General features: G+C 39.2%; 17 protein-coding genes and 1 riboswitch. Of the genes, 11 read left to right on the plus strand and 6 right to left on the minus strand.

Going from position 1 to position 19236, the window contains the following annotated elements; all coding sequences use genetic code 11:
* Window positions 1–99: 99 nt before the first annotated feature.
* From guaA to xpt, 4 genes are read right to left on the minus strand one after another with little or no spacing between them, the layout of a single operon-like run.
* A complete protein-coding gene (gene guaA, locus HMPREF2802_RS09445; RefSeq protein WP_002472357.1) occupies window positions 100–1641 on the minus strand; it encodes a glutamine-hydrolyzing GMP synthase in 1542 nt (513 codons plus the stop codon).
* Window positions 1642–1670: 29 nt separating this feature from the next.
* Window positions 1671–3137 (minus strand): IMP dehydrogenase, encoded by a 1467-nt coding sequence (gene guaB, locus HMPREF2802_RS09450; RefSeq protein WP_002472346.1) that lies wholly within the window; start codon window positions 3135–3137, stop codon window positions 1671–1673.
* 34 nt (window positions 3138–3171) lie between these two features.
* Complete coding sequence (gene pbuX, locus HMPREF2802_RS09455) at window positions 3172–4440, minus strand: xanthine permease PbuX (RefSeq protein WP_002472374.1); 1269 nt, start codon at window positions 4438–4440, stop codon at window positions 3172–3174.
* A gap of 3 nt (window positions 4441–4443) precedes the next feature.
* A complete protein-coding gene (gene xpt / locus HMPREF2802_RS09460) occupies window positions 4444–5022 on the minus strand; it encodes a xanthine phosphoribosyltransferase (protein ID WP_070503987.1) in 579 nt (192 codons plus the stop codon).
* 216 nt (window positions 5023–5238) lie between these two features.
* Window positions 5239–5341, minus strand: a riboswitch (purine riboswitch).
* A gap of 545 nt (window positions 5342–5886) precedes the next feature.
* On the opposite strand from xpt, the gene HMPREF2802_RS09465 reads away from it, so the two are divergent.
* The 6 genes from HMPREF2802_RS09465 (at window position 5887) to HMPREF2802_RS09490 (ending at window position 11565) form a co-directional block, all read left to right on the plus strand.
* Window positions 5887–6312 (plus strand): general stress protein, encoded by a 426-nt coding sequence (locus HMPREF2802_RS09465; RefSeq protein ID WP_049410202.1) that lies wholly within the window; start codon window positions 5887–5889, stop codon window positions 6310–6312.
* 237 nt (window positions 6313–6549) lie between these two features.
* Window positions 6550–7227: a hypothetical protein gene (locus HMPREF2802_RS09470; RefSeq protein WP_070503991.1), complete on the plus strand. Its 678-nt coding sequence runs from the start codon at window positions 6550–6552 to the stop codon at window positions 7225–7227.
* Window positions 7228–7360: 133 nt separating this feature from the next.
* Window positions 7361–7969: a coiled-coil domain-containing protein gene (locus HMPREF2802_RS09475; protein WP_049405354.1), complete on the plus strand. Its 609-nt coding sequence runs from the start codon at window positions 7361–7363 to the stop codon at window positions 7967–7969.
* A gap of 277 nt (window positions 7970–8246) precedes the next feature.
* Entirely contained in the window at window positions 8247–8936 is a 690-nt protein-coding gene (gene scdA, locus HMPREF2802_RS09480; RefSeq protein ID WP_070503994.1) for an iron-sulfur cluster repair di-iron protein ScdA, read from the plus strand.
* A gap of 16 nt (window positions 8937–8952) precedes the next feature.
* Window positions 8953–9708, plus strand: coding sequence for a class I SAM-dependent methyltransferase (locus tag HMPREF2802_RS09485; protein WP_070503997.1), 756 nt, complete (start codon window positions 8953–8955; stop codon window positions 9706–9708).
* Between the two features lie 462 nt (window positions 9709–10170).
* The gene (locus tag HMPREF2802_RS09490) at window positions 10171–11565 is read left to right on the plus strand and encodes an L-cystine transporter (RefSeq protein WP_049405358.1); all 1395 of its coding nucleotides are present in this window, start codon (window positions 10171–10173) and stop codon (window positions 11563–11565) included.
* A gap of 73 nt (window positions 11566–11638) precedes the next feature.
* On the opposite strand, the gene HMPREF2802_RS09495 is transcribed toward HMPREF2802_RS09490, so the two are convergent.
* Both HMPREF2802_RS09495 and HMPREF2802_RS09500 read right to left on the minus strand, forming a co-directional pair.
* A complete protein-coding gene (locus HMPREF2802_RS09495) occupies window positions 11639–12223 on the minus strand; it encodes a hypothetical protein (protein WP_070503999.1) in 585 nt (194 codons plus the stop codon).
* A gap of 184 nt (window positions 12224–12407) precedes the next feature.
* Window positions 12408–13148 carry an NADPH-dependent oxidoreductase gene (locus HMPREF2802_RS09500; RefSeq protein ID WP_070504002.1) on the minus strand — a complete coding sequence of 247 codons (741 nt, stop codon included), beginning with the start codon at window positions 13146–13148 and terminating at the stop codon, window positions 12408–12410.
* A gap of 223 nt (window positions 13149–13371) precedes the next feature.
* On the opposite strand from HMPREF2802_RS09500, the gene HMPREF2802_RS09505 reads away from it, so the two are divergent.
* The 5 genes from HMPREF2802_RS09505 to HMPREF2802_RS09525 all read left to right on the plus strand — a co-directional run bounded on the left by HMPREF2802_RS09505 (window position 13372) and on the right by HMPREF2802_RS09525 (window position 19051).
* A complete protein-coding gene (locus HMPREF2802_RS09505; protein ID WP_070504005.1) occupies window positions 13372–14148 on the plus strand; it encodes a 2-keto-4-pentenoate hydratase in 777 nt (258 codons plus the stop codon).
* Between the two features lie 218 nt (window positions 14149–14366).
* A complete protein-coding gene (locus HMPREF2802_RS09510) occupies window positions 14367–16364 on the plus strand; it encodes a catalase (RefSeq protein WP_070504009.1) in 1998 nt (665 codons plus the stop codon).
* A gap of 114 nt (window positions 16365–16478) precedes the next feature.
* The gene (locus tag HMPREF2802_RS09515; RefSeq protein ID WP_070504012.1) at window positions 16479–17399 is read left to right on the plus strand and encodes a LytR/AlgR family response regulator transcription factor; all 921 of its coding nucleotides are present in this window, start codon (window positions 16479–16481) and stop codon (window positions 17397–17399) included.
* A gap of 97 nt (window positions 17400–17496) precedes the next feature.
* Window positions 17497–18345 (plus strand): ABC transporter ATP-binding protein, encoded by an 849-nt coding sequence (locus HMPREF2802_RS09520; RefSeq protein WP_070504014.1) that lies wholly within the window; start codon window positions 17497–17499, stop codon window positions 18343–18345.
* A gap of 16 nt (window positions 18346–18361) precedes the next feature.
* Window positions 18362–19051: an ABC transporter permease gene (locus HMPREF2802_RS09525; RefSeq protein WP_176744794.1), complete on the plus strand. Its 690-nt coding sequence runs from the start codon at window positions 18362–18364 to the stop codon at window positions 19049–19051.
* Window positions 19052–19236: the final 185 nt, after the last annotated feature.

Genomic DNA, 19236 nt, shown 5'->3' on the forward strand with positions numbered 1-19236 from the left:
ACCAACCCGCACACTCTCTACATCCCAAACCTCCTCCCCCACACAAACAACCCCTCAGGCATAGTAGCCCAAGGGGTCGCAACATTCATATCAATTCTATTATTCCCACTCAATTGTACTTGGTGGCTTAGATGTTACATCGTAAACAACGCGGTTCACGTGATCGACTTCGTTAACGATTCGACTGGAAATCTTCTGTAGTACTTCCCAATCAATACGTGCGAAGTCACTTGTCATACCGTCGATAGATGTCACGGCACGGATACCTACTGTGTGATCGTACGTACGATAGTCGCCCATTACACCTACAGACTGGATACCTGGAAGCACTGTGAAGTATTGCCAGATATCACGTTCTAGACCTTCTTCGCGGATAACTTCACGAAGGATGGCATCTGATTCACGTACGATTTCTAGTTTGTCTTCTGTGATTTCACCGAGTACGCGGATTCCTAGTCCTGGACCAGGGAATGGTTGTCTCCAAACGAGATGTTCAGGGATGCCCAATTCGATACCGAGTTCACGTACTTCGTCTTTAAATAGTGTGTTGATCGGTTCAATGAGTTCGAATTCCATATCTTCAGGTAAACCGCCCACATTATGGTGAGACTTGATTGTTTGTGCAGTCTTCGTACCAGATTCGATGACGTCTGTGTAAAGTGTACCTTGTGCGAGGAAGTCGACATCTTTCAATTTCGCCGCTTCATCATCAAACACGTACACGAATTCGTTACCGATAATCTTACGTTTCTTCTCTGGATCTGAAACGCCTTCTAATTTGCTCATGAAACGTTCTTGCGCATTGACGCGAATGATGTTCATGTTGAATCCTTCACCGAACTGTTCCATTACCATGTCGCCTTCTCCTTTTCGTAAAAGGCCATGGTCCACAAAGATACATGTCAATTGGTCGCCAATCGCTTTGTGTAGTAGAACAGCCACAACTGAAGAGTCTACCCCTCCGCTCATCGCACATAAGACTTTGCGGTCACCAACTTGTTCGCGAATCTTCTCGATTTCAAGCTCGATGAAGTTCTCCATCGTCCACTCGCCTGTACATTCACAGACACGACGGACGAAGTTGCGAAGTAAATCGTTACCGAATTCAGTGTGACGGACTTCAGGGTGGAATTGAACGCCGTAAATACGACGTTCTTTGTCTTCAATCGCTGCGTAATTCGTACTTGGACTATCTGCAATCACTTCAAAGCCTTCTGGTATTTCGATGACTTTGTCAGAGTGACTCATCCAAACTGTTTGTTCTTCAGGTAAACCGAAGAAGAGTTCGTCGGATTTCGCGTTAATCGTCGCTTTACCGTATTCACGTTGATTTGCACGTTCCACCTTGCCGCCGAGTAATTTCGTCGTCAATTGCATACCATAGCAAATACCGAGGATAGGTACGCCCAAGTCATAAATTGCTGGGTCAATAGTGAACGAATCTTCTGCGTATACAGAGTTTGGTCCACCAGATAGAATGATACCCTTTGGATTCATCGCTTTAATCTCTTCAATAGAAAGTTCGTGATCGTGAAGCTCACTGTAGACACCCATCTCACGGATACGACGTGTGATGAGTTGGTTGTATTGACTACCAAAGTCAAGGACAAGTATGAGCTCTTGCTCGTTCGCCATTTCCATAACTCTTAAATCTCCTTTTAGTGTCTAACTTAGAATGAATAGTTTGGTGATTCTTTCGTAATTTGCACGTCGTGTGGGTGACTTTCTGCAAGACCTGCAGGACCCATGCGTGTGAATCGAGATTCTTCTCTCAATTCTTCTAGATTTTTTGAGCCAGTGTAACCCATACCAGATCTTACACCGCCCATGAGTTGATAAACTGTGTCTTGTAAAGGTCCTTTGTATGCGATACGACCTTCGATACCTTCTGGAACGAATTTCTTAGGCGCTTTGTCTTCTTGGAAGTAACGGTCGTTTGAACCTCTTTCCATAGCGCCGAGTGAGCCCATGCCGCGATATACTTTGTATTGTCTACCTTGGAAGACTTCAGTTGCGCCAGGACTTTCTTCAGTACCTGCTAAGAGGCTACCTAACATGACTGCGTGGCCACCTGCTGCCAATGCTTTGATGATATCGCCTGAGAATTTGATACCACCGTCAGCGATGATGGCTTTACCATGTTTGCGCGCTTCTGTTGCACAGTCGTATACTGCTGTAATTTGAGGTACGCCGACACCTGCAACGACACGAGTTGTACAGATTGAACCAGGTCCGATACCTACTTTAACTACGTCCGCACCTGCTTCGTAAAGTGCTTTCGTTGCTTCTGCTGTCGCTACGTTACCTGCGATGAGTGTAACTTGTGGGAATTTCTCTTTAATATGTGATACTTGTTCGAGCACACCTTTAGAGTGACCATGTGCTGTGTCGATAACGAGTGCGTCTACACCTGCTTCAACGAGTTTTTCAGCACGGATGTCTGTATCTTTCGCGATACCGATGGCTGCAGCTACGAGCAAGCGACCACTTTCATCTTTAGCTGAATGAGGGAATTCTAATACTTTCTCAATGTCTTTGATTGTGATTAAGCCTTCTAGACGGCCATCTTCAACCAATGGTAATTTCTCAATCTTGTGTTTTTGTAAAAGTTCTTCCGCTTCAGAAAGCGTAGTACCTACAGGTGCAGTTACTAAATCTTCTTTCGTCATCACATCAGAAATTTTAATAGAGAAGTCTTCGATAAAGCGTAAGTCACGGTTCGTGATAATACCTGCGAATTTGCGTGTTTCTGCATCTTCAACGATAGGTACACCAGAAATTCTGTATTTACTCATTAACGCTTCAGCTTCAAATACTTTCTCGTCTGGAGTTAAGAAGAATGGATTTGTGATAACCCCATTCTCTGAACGTTTAACTTTTTGTACTTCGTCTGCTTGATCTTCGATGTTCATGTTCTTGTGGATGACACCTAGTCCACCTTGACGCGCCATAGCGATCGCCATCTTAGATTCAGTTACTGTATCCATTCCTGCAGAGATGAGTGGAATGTTTAATTTAATGCGTTCTGAAAGTTGAACGCTTAAATCTACTTGATGCGGTAAGACATCAGATTCTGCTGGCATGAGTAGCACGTCGTCGAACGTCAAAGATTCTTTTTCAAATTTATTTTCCCACATAATTACAGCCTCCTATTGTTAATTGTTAGTTACATTATTTCATATCTTCTTGCTTTTGTTGATACTTTATACCATTAAAAAAGAAATTCAAGAGAATTGCTGAGATTGTGCCGATTACAATTCCGTTTTGAGTAAGCCAAGAGAAGTGGTCTCCAAGCGACTTAAACGCATCTGGCACAGCACTAATACCTGCACCAAGTCCGACTGAAATGGCTATGACGAGTAAGTTGTTTTGATTTTTAAAATCACTTGTCCCTAAAATACTCACACCATAAGCCATCACCATACCGAACATGGCAATCATCGCACCACCGAGGACAGGTAACGGAATCATGTTTGCTAAAGCACCCAGTTTCGGAATACAGCCACAAATGATGAGTAAGATGACCATACCGTAGATCACTTTATTCTTCTTCGCGCCGGAAAGTGAGACTAAGCCGACGTTCTGAGAATATGCCGTGTAAGGAAAGGCGTTAAAGATCGCCCCGAGGATAATCGCTAGACCTTCCGCAGTGTAACCTTTACGGAAATCCTTTCGCTCTAGCTGCTTGCCAGTAATCTCACTCAACGCATGGTATACACCTGTCGATTCAATCAAGCTGACCAAGGCCACGATAAAGAAGACGAGCGTTGCGCCAAAGTCGAAACTAAAGTGTGCAAATCTAAATGGATGCGGTAAAGAGAACCAATGCGCGGTTCCTACTTGCTTCACGTCTACGATGCCAAACCAAGCCGCGATAACTGTTCCGAGTACGAGCCCAATGAGAATTGCGATAGATTTCAAGAAACCTGTCGTAAAACGCTGAATGACTAAGATGATGACTAAAGTGATTAAACCGAGAAGAATATTTTTACCATCACCATAATCTTTCGCGCCTTCACCTCCTGCGAGATAATTCATCGCAACAGGCATGAGGTTAATTCCAATAATCGTGACAACACTTCCTGTAACGACTGGTGGAAAGAGTTTCACTAAGTATGAGAAGAACGGCGCGATGAGCACGACGAGAATCCCTGATAGGAAGAGTGAACCGTACAGGTCTGAAATGCCTTTCGTCTGTCCGATCAAGATCATCGGCGCCACTGCGGTAAAGGTACAACCGAGCACGATAGGCAAGCCTGTTCCTGTGCCTTTCCAAACTTGTAGGAATGTCGCCACCCCACACATAAAGATGTCGACTGTGACTAAGAAAGCAATCTCTTCTGCAGAGAATTTCAAGCTTGTGCCCACGATGATTGGAACGAGAATTGCTCCAGCATACATCGCTAAGAGGTGTTGAACGCTAAGGATAAATGTTCTCATCAGTTATTCTTCCCCTACTAAAGTGACCTTGTTGCCAGCGAGTGACGCCACTTCACATAATGATGAAACTTTGAGTCCTGCTTCGTTCAATTTCTGACGTCCAGGTTGGAATGATTTCTCAACCAAGATACCGATGCCGACAGTCTGTGCTTTCGCCTGCTCTACGAGATTGTTCAAGCCTAGAGAAGCATCTCCATTCGCTAAGAAATCATCGATGATTAAGATACGGTCATTCTCATCTAAGAATTCTTTAGAAATCATGACATGAGATGTTTTGTTCTTAGTAAATGAGTGTATATCTGTCGTATAAGCATCTTGGTTCAACGTGTTCGGTTTCGCTTTCTTTGCGAAGAGACAAGGTATGCCGAATCGTTTCGCCACCATAATTGCCGGAGCAATCCCTGACGCTTCAATCGTCAGAATCTTAGTGATGCTTTCGTCCTTGAATTGATCGTAGAATGTTTCTCCTACTTCCCACATCAATTCGGCATCGATTTGGTGGTTCAAGAACCCATCGACTTTGAGTATGCGCTCGTCGATAACGACACCATCTTCTTTAACTTTTTGCTTTAACAAATCCACTTCTAGCCCTCCTATTTTTGATACAAAAAAATTCCTAAACTTTCGCAAGTTAGGAACTATGAGTAAACATGCAATACAATTAAGCATCCGTCTTAGCACGGTACACCTCTCTACTCATGCGACGACGGTAAGTCCTGTACACACGTTGGGATAGGTATGATGCGGTAAGTGTGCGCGTCGTCTAAGTAGGCTTGTTTAAAGCGAATTGCTTTGTTTATGTATTGAATTGCTACTCATAGTCATGTTGTTTATGGCAACATGGTAGAAACTTCTAAAGCCCTATTCTTTAGATTATATGAGTTAAATAAAATTATTTACTGATGATAGCAAATTTAGACGGATTTTTCAATATGTTCAGCGTGCTAAATATAGATTCTCTCCTACAATTTAAGGAGTTTGGGATGTAAATGGGAATTGACTTCTGAGATAAATAAAAAGCAATCTTAAAATAAATTCTTGAGTAAATTTTCAATGTGTACTCGAGACGCTTGATGGAACTAGACCACAACGAAAATCCATTCTTCGAACTCTTTGAGTGAGAAGAATTAGTTGAGTGTGGTCCTACGCAGTAGTTGACTGAATTCGAGATGGCTAACGCTTTCTCGAACTCTAGTCAGCTTTGCGGGGGAACTACTACGAAATCATAGATTTCTGTACTTCTCCCAAGCAAGCGAGAGTTGTAACATTGAAAATTAATAAGTTTAATTTTTGTCCTGACCTCGAGCACTCTATAAAGACGATGACTGAGCGTGTTTGTCAGAAATTTGGAAAAGTAATATAATTAAATTGAATCGTTTCTAAACTCTTTACATAGGGTATAGGAATAATAATATACGTGGCTCAAATAGATGGAGGGAAAACACAATGACACAATTTACAATCGTTAATAACACAGATGAATTATTTAATGAAATCGACAAAAAACGTTCTGAAGGCTACGAGAATTACGAATTGACAGTGTTAAGCCGTACAAAGTTAAAAGATGAGCGCATTCACGATTCTGAAATCAGCTTAATCGTCACAAGTGGTACGTTCAGTGACGCTATGGCTAAAATGTTAACTGGTGAAGACTCTGAAGGTGCAGTGCTTGCGAATTACGACTTAAGTGAAGAAGAGCAAGAACGCTATAAAAAAGAAATCCTTAATGACAAATTAATCTTAGTTGCTTCTAAAGATGAATCTAATCACAAAGAAGTAGAAGATAACAATGCAGCTTACACTGACGAAGAAGTGAATGATCAAAACAGAGATGAACATTACGCTGAAGAATCAGATGGCCCCAAGTCTTAATTGAACTCAACACACATCCATATTGATACATGCGTAGCAAGATAATCAATATGAGATATGAGTCTACTTTAAAGTTTGTCCCAACACCTCTTACATACGATGATGAGTGTGTTGGGACTTTTTTTTACAAAAAATCTGGTTGGCGAGCGAGTTAAAATAGATTATCATTTATTTTAAGTATCACTATTGAATTTACGGATTATTGAATGCCGCACTGTTAATACTAGGGGGAATATTATGGAATTTACGGTTGTGAAATCGAGCCAGGAGCCATTATATCGAGAAGCTTTATCTTTATATGATGAGAAGTTGGATATCTCACTTTATGAAGATGAACACATCTTTAGACAATCGTTGGAGAATCAATATACGAAAGATGACTATATCTTTCTCGTTGGACTAGAGGAAGGCGAAGTTGTCAGCTTAGCAACTGCGCATTATGAAGCGACGACGAACTCTTCATTTCTCATCTACTTGATCGCTCGTAACACGGACAATCATGATACGTTGATGGATCTCACTTTAGAAGAAGTGAAGTCAGAAATTAATAAATTAGCCAATCGCGTACATGAACGTGATGTGAACTTTATTATGTTCGAAGTGCCGAAAGAGCCAGAAGAACTAGATGATGCAACGGATCAGATTATTCGCGATCGTCAAACTTTCTTAAACCGTCATGGTTTTGAAAAGCAACATGAAATCCCTTATCTTCGACCTGACTTCGATGGCACGTCACCAGGAATCCCTAAAGACTTATATATCAAACCGAATCTTGAACTCACGAAAGATATTTATGGGACAAGCGTGAAGTCTAACTATATTCTTAAATATGTCTTTGCGAACAAGTTATCACGCTCATATATTTATTCATTGTTAGAAGCAATGAACTTGCGCAAAGCACCCCACTCCTCTTAAGTTGCCTAACACACTTGAAATACGGCGCTAAACGGTTTAAACTAACATAGAGGTTAGACTGACGTATCACTGACCGCAGACAGACGCCAGTCTTAATAATTCATCATCTTATCTAATGAAAGGAATTGTATCTATGTTAACGAAAGAATTCGCTCAACGCGTCGATCTCAGTGAAAAACAAGTCCGTAAAATTGTACAACATTTAGAAGAACGTGGTTACCATCTTAATAAGACGGAATATCGTGGTAGAGAAGCTACTGATTTTACCGAAGAAGATATTGAATTATTCAATGAAATTGCTGAGAAAGTAAAGCAAACGAATAGCTATGAGCTCGCATTTGATGAATTAGAACAGGAGAAAGACTTCCTCCAAGTCCTCGTTAAAGATGAAGACGAACAGTTACCGGCTGACCCTAACGTTTCTAATTTAATGAGCGAACTCCGTACTGAAATCCAACAAATGCGTGAGGAACGTCACATGCTTGGACAAATGATTAATCAAGTCCATCAACAACAAAATGAATTGAAAGAGCTTCAAGATCAAATGACGTCTAAATTGGATGAAAATACGAAATCATTAAAAGAATTACAAACATCTGCATCGGACATTCAATCTACACAATCTGACATGCAGAAACTTCAAAAAGAACAAGGCGAATTAGCTAAAAATACGTCTAAATTGCTTGAAGAACAACCTAAACAAGAGAATAAAGGATTCTTCGCACGCTTATTCGGTTTATAATCCTTATTTCGAAGTAGTAACGAGTCTCGGACATTGATTGACGTCCGTGGCTCGTTTTATTTTTACCTTTTACTCAAACTTTCTTCCCTGACCACACCGCCCCCATCACCTTAAGTGCGCTTTTACCCTTACTCATTTGTATAAAAATAGCATTAACTCTTAACTGTTAAGGTCATTCCCCCACTATAATTATGGTTTTCCCTAATATTGATAATCATTCTCATGTAATATACTTAAGTTATAGAAAGAACCCATAATCTAGTGAGGAGGACATAACATGATACAACAAACACAGCACGTTGCAGATGTCGTTACAGAAGTTCCTAAGAGCGCTGACATCTTTCGTCGTTATGGTATCGATTTCTGTTGTGGTGGCGACATTCGTATCGAAGACGCTGCACGCAATAACAAGAGAGTCGATTTAGACACGTTGCTACAAGAGTTAAACAGTATTGATCAAACTGAAGAGCCGGGTACGATTAATGTGAAATATTTAGACGGCCCATCTCTCATTCAATATATTCAAGCCCGCTTCCACCAACCGCTTAGAGAGGAATTTAAGAATTTAACCCCTTACGTTACGAAATTAGCGAAAGTACATGGGCCAAATCACCCATATCTCGTGGAGTTAAAATCACTCTATACACAACTCAAAGAAGCGCTTTTGGGCCATATTGAGGAGGAAGATCAAGAATCATTCCCTCAACTACGCGCTTTATCCGCCGGTGAAGAGGTAGCTGATCCTTCAAAAATTATCAACGAATTAGTAGATGAGCATCAAGAAGTAGGTCAATTATTACAAGATATTCGTTCAATCACTAACGATTATCAACCCCCTGCTGAAGCGTGTGGTACATGGCGACTCGTCTATCACCGCTTAGAGCATTTAGAACACGAAACGCACGAACATGTTCACTTAGAAAACCACGTCTTGTTTAAGAAATATCAACCATTAGCGAATGAATAACGAGGAATGATGCGCAATGAAGAAAGAAGCTGGCCATACATTTTTAGCCAAATTAGGTAAAAAACGTCTTAGACCTGGTGGTCGCAAAGCTACCGATTGGCTCATTAAGAAGGGGCATTTTACAAAAGATAAACGTGTCTTAGAAGTGGGATGCAACATGTGTACAACGGCAATCCAACTAGCTAAGACATTTGGTTGTAACATCGAAGGCGTCGACCTCAATGCGAAAGCGTTACAACAAGGTCAGAAAAACGTAGAGGCAGCGAACTTATCGCATCTGATACACGTACAGAAAGCGAATGCGATGAATCTACCTTTCGAAGACGAGCAGTTCGACATTATTCTTAATGAAGCTATGTTGACGATGTTACCTCTAAAGGCGAAAGTTCAAGCACTGCGAGAATACTATCGTGTGTTGAAACCAGGTGGTATTCTCTTAACACATGATATCGCTATTATAAATCTCGCTCAGAAAGAAGAAATTGTCGAGAATTTGAGTTCTGCGATCAATGTGAAAGTTACACCGCTCCCTACCGCAGAGTGGTATCAACTCTTTAAAGATAGCCGCTTCAGTCAAATTGAATCCCACATTGGTGAACTTACACTCATGACACCTGCTGGGATGTTGTATGACGAGGGTCTCTTTGGCACGATGAAGATTGTTAAAAATGCACTGAAGAAAGAGAATCGCAATATGTTCTTTACGATGTTTAGAACGATGAAACGATATAAGAAAGATATGAACTATATCGTGCATGCGGTGAAGAAGTAAATTAGTTCCAATATGTTGAGGAGATACATTTATTAACTGACTAAGCCTTAATTTCAATTTCTGTTTCACAATGAAATGTATCCTCTCAAATTTACAATAAGCCATTCTGCATTGTTTTGCGCTCCATCCGATATTCTTACGCGAAACATTCCACAGAATGGCTTTTGTATCGTGTTTCAATATATGTACAAATGTATGTTCATTTAGTAAGCGGCATGAATTGTAGTTTATACAAGACAAAAATTGACCAAGAGAAATGTGGTATTTGGATAGATTAAAAAAGAACGCACCCTTTCCTGTATTTAAGGCAACCTCACGAAAGCCATGAATATGAAATCACAGGCTTAGGCTCTCTTACAAAATTTCTTCTTGATTTACGATATGCAAAGTATTATCCTTAGTATGTATATCGGAATTACCCCTTTAACCATAATATAAATAGAAAGCGTGGGTTGATTAATAATGAATACGTTATTAATTATTATTAACATTATTATACTCGTGGCTTTCCTTATCGGTTTAAATGTAATGGCAAGAAAGCACGTTTCATTCCCTAAACGTGTTTTTTCTGCGTTAGCAATTGGTATCATCTTTGGTATCATTCTACATTTAATTTACGGTGCGGATTCTCACGTTACTAAACAAACTTCAGATTGGTTTAGCATCATTGGTGACGGCTATGTAGCGTTACTTCAAATGATCGTTATGCCACTCATCTTTGTTTCTATCGTCTCTGCCTTTACGAAGATCAAGATTGGCGAAAAATTCGCGAAGATCGGTACATTTATCTTTATCTTCTTAATTGGTACCGTAGCCATCGCTGCAATTATTGGAATCTTATCAGCACTCATCTTCCATCTCGATGCATCTACTATCGATCTCGGTAGTGCTGAAAATTCTCGTGGTAGCGAAATCGCTAAACAAGCGAAAGATATGACGGCAAATACGTTACCTCAACAAATATTAGAGTTACTGCCATCTAATCCATTCTTAGACTTCACAGGTCAACGTACTACGTCTACGATTGCGGTTGTAATCTTTGCGGCATTTATCGGCTTTGCGTTCTTACGTGTGATGCGTAAACAACCTGAGCACGGTAACTTACTCAAACGTGGTATCGACGCAGTTTATTCTATCGTGATGTCTATCGTAACTTTCGTATTGCGCCTTACACCATATGGTATCTTGGCAATTATTGCGAATACGATTATGACGAGTGACTTTGGTGCGATTTGGACATTAGGTAAATTCGTCATCGCATCTTATGCAGCGTTGATAGTGATGTACCTCATTCACTTACTCATCGTGTCACTTCTTGGATTAAACCCTGCCACATTTGTTAAAAAGACTGCAGAAGTGCTCTTGTTCGCGTTTACTTCTCGTTCAAGTGCCGGCGCTTTACCACTTAACATCCAAACTCAGAAAGCACGTTTAGGTGTGCCTGATGGTATTGCCAACTTCTCTGCATCATTCGGCTTATCTATCGGTCAAAATGGTTGTGCAGGTATTTATCCAGCAATGCTCGCAGTTATGGTAGCACCAGCAGCAAACGTCGATATCACACCTCAATTTATCTTGAGTGTCATCGGTATCGTTATCATTAGTTCATTTGGTGTTGCAGGTGTCGGCGGTGGTGCGACATTCGCATCTATCATCGTCCTATCTGCTTTAAACTTACCAGTCGCGCTCGCTGGGGTACTCATCTCAGTTGAACCACTCATCGACATGGGTCGTACTGCATTAAACGTTAACGACTCTATGCTTGCAGGTGCAGGTACAGCGAAATTAACAAATCACTTAGACAAAGAGACATACAATAGTCGTCACTACGACGAATTGTCTTCTCAGAACTCATAATCTTATAGATTAAATTAAAGCACTCTAACTTAGGTGATCGTCACATGACAATGCCCCTTTGTTAGAGTGCTTGTTATTTATAATGAGATTGGAATGGTCCCCACGTCATTTCCTTCTGACTATCTAAGGTTAAACGTCTAGATTCTTCCTCTACATCGTCAAACCATTGTAGAAACGCAGGTGTGCGATCAAGCTGACTTTCGACACACTTTGACGTAACATCACGTGAGTAAATTGTTCCTGACTCAAATTCATATTGGATTTGGGTATAAGTGAGCGGTGTCGCATGAGAACGTCGATAGGCTTTCTGAACTAACCCTACTAACTTTGGCGCTTGCGAAATCACTTGATCATACAAACGTTGTTTATATGTAGGATCATCTAGGTCATTCCACATCATCAGTCGCCCATTCATTTGAAAAAAGATATCCATATTCGGTTGGTGCTTTTTAAAGGAAATGAGGATAAAGATACGCTCAACCGTGTTATCCACGCAAGTACTGACACTAATCGCGACCTTACGTGTATACTTCTTCCACCCTTCTTCTAAATCTTCCGTGCTAATCTTAGGTTCTGTATAATCCGCAAACGGATTGCGTGTCACAGAGCCATTCAGGGCGTCGTGTAGCTTTCGATAGAGTTGTTGTAATAGCGACATAAGGCTCAACTCCTTGCGTTGAATATAGCTTAAGTAGTGATGACGATTGAATAGTATTTACTGTAGAGGCACAGTTTCAATCATTCTGAGGCTTATATGTTTAAAAAGGACTCAGCGTATCCGTTTCTATTTCACTTTATCAAACGTCTACACAGAGCCCTCTATCTCCTTACTTCTTCACAAATCAGGATTTGTTTAACTCATCTAACATATCAAGACGTTGTTTCGTACTCATAAAGTTAATCACTTGGTTAGACCAAGTTTCCGTTCTTTCTCCATTCGTACGTTGACGGTAATAATCACTCACCGTTTGATCGTAACGTCTCAATAACTGACGATGTTGTGTTTTATCATGAATATATTTGTTTTTATGAAAGACAGCTTCGAAAGGAAGTCTCGGTTTAGGTGAACCATTCTCGTTATCTGCTGGCACACCTACTGCCATACCAAATAGTGGGAAGGTATAGTCAGGGAGGTCTAAGATTTCTTTCACACGCGCAACATCATTACGCAATGAGCCAAGATAGACGATGCCATAGCCCATATCTTCAGCAGTTACTGCCATATTCTGAGCCAGTAGCGCGACATCGATAGACCCTACGAGTAGGTTCTCAGTAGAGCCAAACGCTTCTTCCAAGTCTTCTTGACGTTCATCGTCCATAACTGAATGTCTATAATAGTCCATGACGAAGACGAATAAATAGCCATTCTCTTCTACGTACGGCTGTCCAGAAACTTCTTTCAAGCTCTCTTTGACTTGAAGGTCGTCAATACCGATGACAGAGTACGTTTGTAAGTAGCTAGACGTTGAAGCTGCTTGGCCTGCTTCCACGATGTGTTGAACATCAGATTCAGGGAGCGGTTGGTCTTTAAACCGTCTGACTGAGTGATGTTGTGTTAATAAGTTGTAAATATAGTCTCCCATGCTTTCACTCCTTTATGCATCCAATTTCTATCGGGTGATGATTGATATTATTTTACCCTATTTAGCCGCTAAACAAACTGCGAAAGCGAATTCTTATCTTAGTAAAATGTGAGCTCAATTCAATATTGCACGGTTGATTTCGGCTCTTCCGTTGCATAATTGTGTATTTATCGTTAAGATATTAGTAACAATTTTCAGAATTCTAAATCGGGAGAGATGTTATATGACACAAGGCAATCAAACAGTTGCACAACAATTATTCAAAGCTTTTCAGGATCACGAACCGATCCCTTTTATCAGTAAAAGTGTAGAACTGTCTGAACCTGAAGCTTACGCAACACAAGACTTACTCATCGAGCAACTTAAAGATGCACAGAACGTAGAGGTGGCCGACTACAAAGTTAGCATGACAAGTGCCGCTACACAAAGTATCGCCAACACACATGAACCTGCATATGGCACAATACTATCAAATAAGGTCTTTAAGCATGAGAGTGAAATTGCAGTTTCTGATTTATTTGACCCACTCATTGAACCAGAAATCATGTTTATACTGACGGCAGACTTACCTCAAGACCCAAGTGCCGAAGAAGTATTAGATAGCGTACGCATCGCGCCTGGCATCGAAGTACCAGACGCACGCTATCAAGACTGGTTCCCTAACTTCACACTCGGAGACTTACTTGCGGATAACACGGCTACGGGGTTAATTGTCGTTGGAGAAGAAGTCGCGCCACTCTCTTACGACAAATTCGCTGATATTCAGTTATCTCTATCATTCAACGGCGAAGAAATCGAAACTGGAGACTCAACTGAAGTCCTTGGTAATCCAGTGAAATCTGTACAGTGGTTAGCAAAGAAACTTGCGGATCATGGTAAACAATTGAAAGCCGGACAAGTGATTTCTTCTGGTACCTTTATCTCTCCAATTCCGGTTAAAAAAGGCACGTACGAAGCATCTTATTCAGATGTCGGTAGTGTAAAAGTAACGTTTAAATAAGTTTGATAAATGAGGACAAGACATACTTCCCAGTTATCCCAGCTCATATAGAGGATAGCTGGGATTTTCTTCTGCATTAACGAACCTCTTCTATTTCTCGCAAACAACACTTTTAAATACGCAATGAATAACACGCCATTTCAATTCACTGTCGCTTTGAATAACGTTTTGTTTTTAATAATCGTGGAATAAAAACAGTAAGAAAGTGGGGGAATAGTATGTCTAATAAAAAGCAAGAACAATTGCAACAATTTCGTAAAAATAATGATCAACAAGCCATGACGACGAACAATGGCGTGAAAATCAGTGAAGATGAAAACACATTAACAGTCGGCGATCGTGGTCCAAGTCTACTTGAAGACTTCCATTTCAGAGAAAAAATCATGCATTTCGACCACGAACGTATTCCTGAACGTATCGTGCACGCGCGTGGTTTCGGTGCACACGGTGAGTTCCAAGTATATGAAGACTTATCTGAATACACATCAGCTGATTTCTTAACTCATCCTGAAAAAACAACACCTGTCTTTGTAAGATTCTCAACTGTTCAAGGTTCTAAAGGTTCACCTGATACAGTGCGTGACGTACGCGGTTTCGCGACGAAATTCTACACAGACGAAGGTATCTTTGACCTCGTAGGTAACAACATACCAGTCTTCTTTATCCAAGATGCAATTAAATTCCCTGATTTAATTCATGCGGTTAAACCTGAACCTCATAACGAAGTACCTCAAGGTGGTTCAGCACACGATACATTCTGGGATTTCTTCGCTCAGAACCCTGAGTCTACTCATACTGCAGTGTGGGCAATGAGTGACCGTGGTATTCCGAAGAACTTTAGACAAATGGAAGGTTTCGGTATTCACACATTCCGCTTAGTGAATAAAGAAGGCCAATCTTACTTCGTGAAATTCCATTGGAAACCGAAACAAGGTCTTGAATCTCTAGTTTGGGACGAAGCGCAAATCCTTCACGGTAAAGATGTCGACTTCCACCGTAAAGATTTATACGAATCTATCGAGAAAGGCGACTACCCTGAATGGGAATTAGGCTTACAAATCATCCGTCCAGAACAAGAATTTGATTTCGACTTTGATATCTTAGACCCAACTAAGATTTGGCCAGAAGATCAAGTTCCTGTGAAGATTGTAGGTAAAATGACGTTAAATCAAAACGTTACAAACGTTTTTGATGAAACAGAACAAGCTGCATTCCACCCTGGTCATATCGTTCCTGGTATCGACTTCTCAAATGACCCATTATTACAAGGTCGTTTATTCTCATATACAGATACTCAAATTTCAAGACTTGGCGGACCTAATTTTAACCAAATTCCTATCAACCGCCCAGTAAACGAAGTGCATAACAACCAACGTGACGGTATGCATCAAATGAACAAACATGAAGGTCAAACGGCTTATCATAAAAACTATCTTAACAACAACGATCCTCATACAACGCCACGTGAAGAAGGCGGTTATGAGCACTATCAAGAAAAAGTGGAAGGTCGCAAGATTCGCAAACGTAGTGAAAGCTTTAAAGATTACTACACTCAAGCGAAACTGTATCTCAACAGTTTAACGCAACCTGAATTCGACCACACTGTCGATGGTTTCTCATTCGAAATCGGTAAATGTAAAGACATTGGCGTTAAGCAAAATGCGGTAAATCAATTGAATAAAGTTGATCGTGAACTCGCAGAACGCGTTGCAGAGAATGTCGGCGTTGAGCTTCCTGAAGAAAATGAAGAAGTTCAAACAGATGCGAAAGACAGTCAACTTACAATGACGAAATATAACATCCCACTCGAAGGTCACTCTGTAGCAGTAGCGACAAACGGTGATATCAGTGAAGAAACATTGAAATCTTATGCACAAGTCTTCGCAGACAAACATCTTAACTATGCCTTTGTCGGTGCACACCCTAAAGCAATTTCTGAAGACTTCGGTATCACTGAAACATACGATACTGCACATCCAACACTCTTCGATAGCTTAATCGTCATCTCAGATGGCTCAGATATGCATCCTGCAGCTGAAGAGTTTGCGGAACTCGCTTACAAACACAACAAACCTATCGTTGTAAATGAGAAAGCGAAAGAACAAATGGCAAACAGTAAAGTGAACTTTGACGCGCCAGGTGTCATCACTTCAGATGATCCAACAGCTATCGTTCAAGCATTTGAACGCGTACGTTATTGGGATCGAGAAAGATAAGTGAGATGATAATGAAACGCGGCAGCCCATAGATGAGGGTTGTCGTGTTTTTTATGTTAAAATTAAAAGTAATTTCACATGGTACAATGATTAATATTATTGGAGAGAATTGAAATGACTGAACAGACACTCTATATTAACCCAAATAAAAAATTCAATATACCACCAAATCTCACAACAATTGTTACTGAGCGTCAATATCAAGAGGATTTATTAAATTATAATCAAGATAATTCTTCGATTTCATTTATAGATTTTGAACACCCCCTACCTGAACGACTTAGCGTTAGAGAGATTATTAAATTCTGGATAAAATGGTTTAATTCCTCCTACTCAGTTGAAGAAATTTTAAAACTATTTCATTTAAATGAACAAAGTCGACACTGGGTTAAAAATATTAATCATGATGTATATAAACGTTTAGTTCTCACCCAAGTTCTAATACATCCACATCCTACGTTTATCATTAAAGAGCCTCTTCAAAATTTGAGTATAAATGGAACTCAATTAGTAATCAGCTTATTGAAAAAGTACGGTGAGTCATCCTCTATATTGGTCTTAACAAACAATGCAAAAGAAGCTTTACTCATTACAGATTGTTGTTATAGATTGAATAGAGATATAATAAAACCAATATCTACCTTTGAAGATAATCATTCAAGAGTACAAGAAGATGATTACGCTGTAAAAAATCTAAAATTGAGAAGACTAGTGGTTAAAACACGAGAAAAAACTTTATTCATTGATCCAATAGATATAGATTTTATAGAGAGCCAGAATGGAAAGGTTATTATTTATATTAATAATGAAGAATACATTTATGATGATACACTTCAATCTATATCTGACAAAGTAGAGCCATATGGATTTTATAGATGTCATCGTTCATATATTGTTAACTTGCAAAAAGTAAGTGAAGTTATTTCTTGGTCTAAAAATAATTACTCTATACGTCTCAATCATGATAAAGATACTCTTGTTCCTTTATCACGTCAGAAATCTAAGGATATAGAACGATTCTTCGATATCCCATAGTTACAATTTATAATTATAGCAGTACATTTCGCCTCCCTTTTATAGACTTCTTAGAGTTCATAAACTACTTTGAAGTTAGAAAAAGGAGGCGACTTTTATGGACAATATTATACATATGTCAGATATAAGTAAGAAATTCGGTAGTAAGGTTGCTATAGAGCATATTGATTTTACAGTTAAACGTGGAGAGATTTTTGGATTTCTAGGTCCAAGTGGAGCTGGAAAAACTACTACAATTAACATGCTTACAGGAAACACCGTTCCGTCTAAGGGCAGTCTAAATGTGATGGGATTTACGGGAAGTAGAATTGGAAATAAAGCTTTTTTATCTAAAATCGGTATACTTTCTGATGAAAGCACAGCCTACCAACGACTAAGCGTGTGGGACAATTTAAAAATGTTTGCTAAATTGTATAATCAATCAATAAAAAAAGCTGAAGAAATTCTCGACTTTATTAATTTAAACAAAGAAAAGAAAACACTCTTCAAAAACCTTTCTAAAGGAATGAAACAACGTGTACTTTTAGGAAGATCTTTACTACACAATCCAGAACTTCTCTTTTTAGATGAGCCCACAGCTTCTCTAGACCCTACAACAATTGAATATATTCATAAAGGATTAGTTCAATTAAATAAACAAGGTACGACTATCTTTCTAACTACTCACAATATGAATGAAGCAACTAAACTTTGTCACCGTGTAGCTCTACTTAATGAGGGTAGAATACAGCTATTAGATACACCCGAAAATTTAAGATATCGCTTTAGTAACCAACAAATTAAAATCATCAAATGTAATAATGAGATTAAATATTTACCCCTCACAGAAGAAACCGGAGAATATATTAAAACTTTAATACACGATAATAATCTAAAATATATATCTACAGATTTACCACATCTTGATGAAATCTTTATTAAAGTTACTGGAAAGGAGTTAGTTTAGTATGAGTGCTCGGAGAATGTCTGCTTTACTTGAAAAAGATTTCAAAGAGGCAATCAGAAACCCTTCTATTATATTAATGCCTATAGTCATAATTGGACTATCTTATATGTGGCGTGTTGCCTTCGGTAAAGATATACCCGAAAATATAGTTCAAATGTTTCAACTGATGCTTATCAATCTTACTCTTGTAATGATTAGTTTATCGACATTAATGAATTTATTCGCTGAAGAGAATGATAAAGGAACGCTTAAAGGATTAATTAAAACACCGGCTTCTTTAATTGAAATTATTATCTCAAAAATATTTATTATATTAATCATTACATTATTATCAATAATAATTAGTCTTTTTATATTTAACCATCCTCTTCACTTGAGATGGTCCACATATATAGGAATTGTATTAATTTATTTTATTTATTCTTGCATTGGAGTAGGATTTGGATTCCTAGCCCAAACTATAGGAAAGGCTACTTTTTTCAATTTAATATCTTTATTTTTATTTGGAATGATGTCATTATTTACGGCGATGCCAGAAATGAAATCTTTAAGTTCTTTAAAACAATTTAGTAAGTACCTACCTGGAAATCTTACATTAGAAATTGAACTTCAACATTATTTTAATTTTATATATTTAATAATATGGTTGCTTGTTAGCTTGATTTTTATGTTAGGTTGTCATCGGTATAGATTTCGTAAGAATTAAATCTAAAATTTCTTTAATTAACCTGAGACTAAGATATTAGATGCCTTATTATATATAATGTGAAAGGATTCGTAATTTAGACGAGTTAAAAAACGTAGTAGCTATCTGACTTCTTAATGGCTTACACTCTTATGAATCTTAGCTCTTCTTACGGGGGAAGTATTACGAAATCACAGATTTCTGTC

Source organism: Staphylococcus sp. HMSC071G07, assembly GCF_001811435.1.
Taxonomy (GTDB): domain Bacteria; phylum Bacillota; class Bacilli; order Staphylococcales; family Staphylococcaceae; genus Staphylococcus; species Staphylococcus pettenkoferi.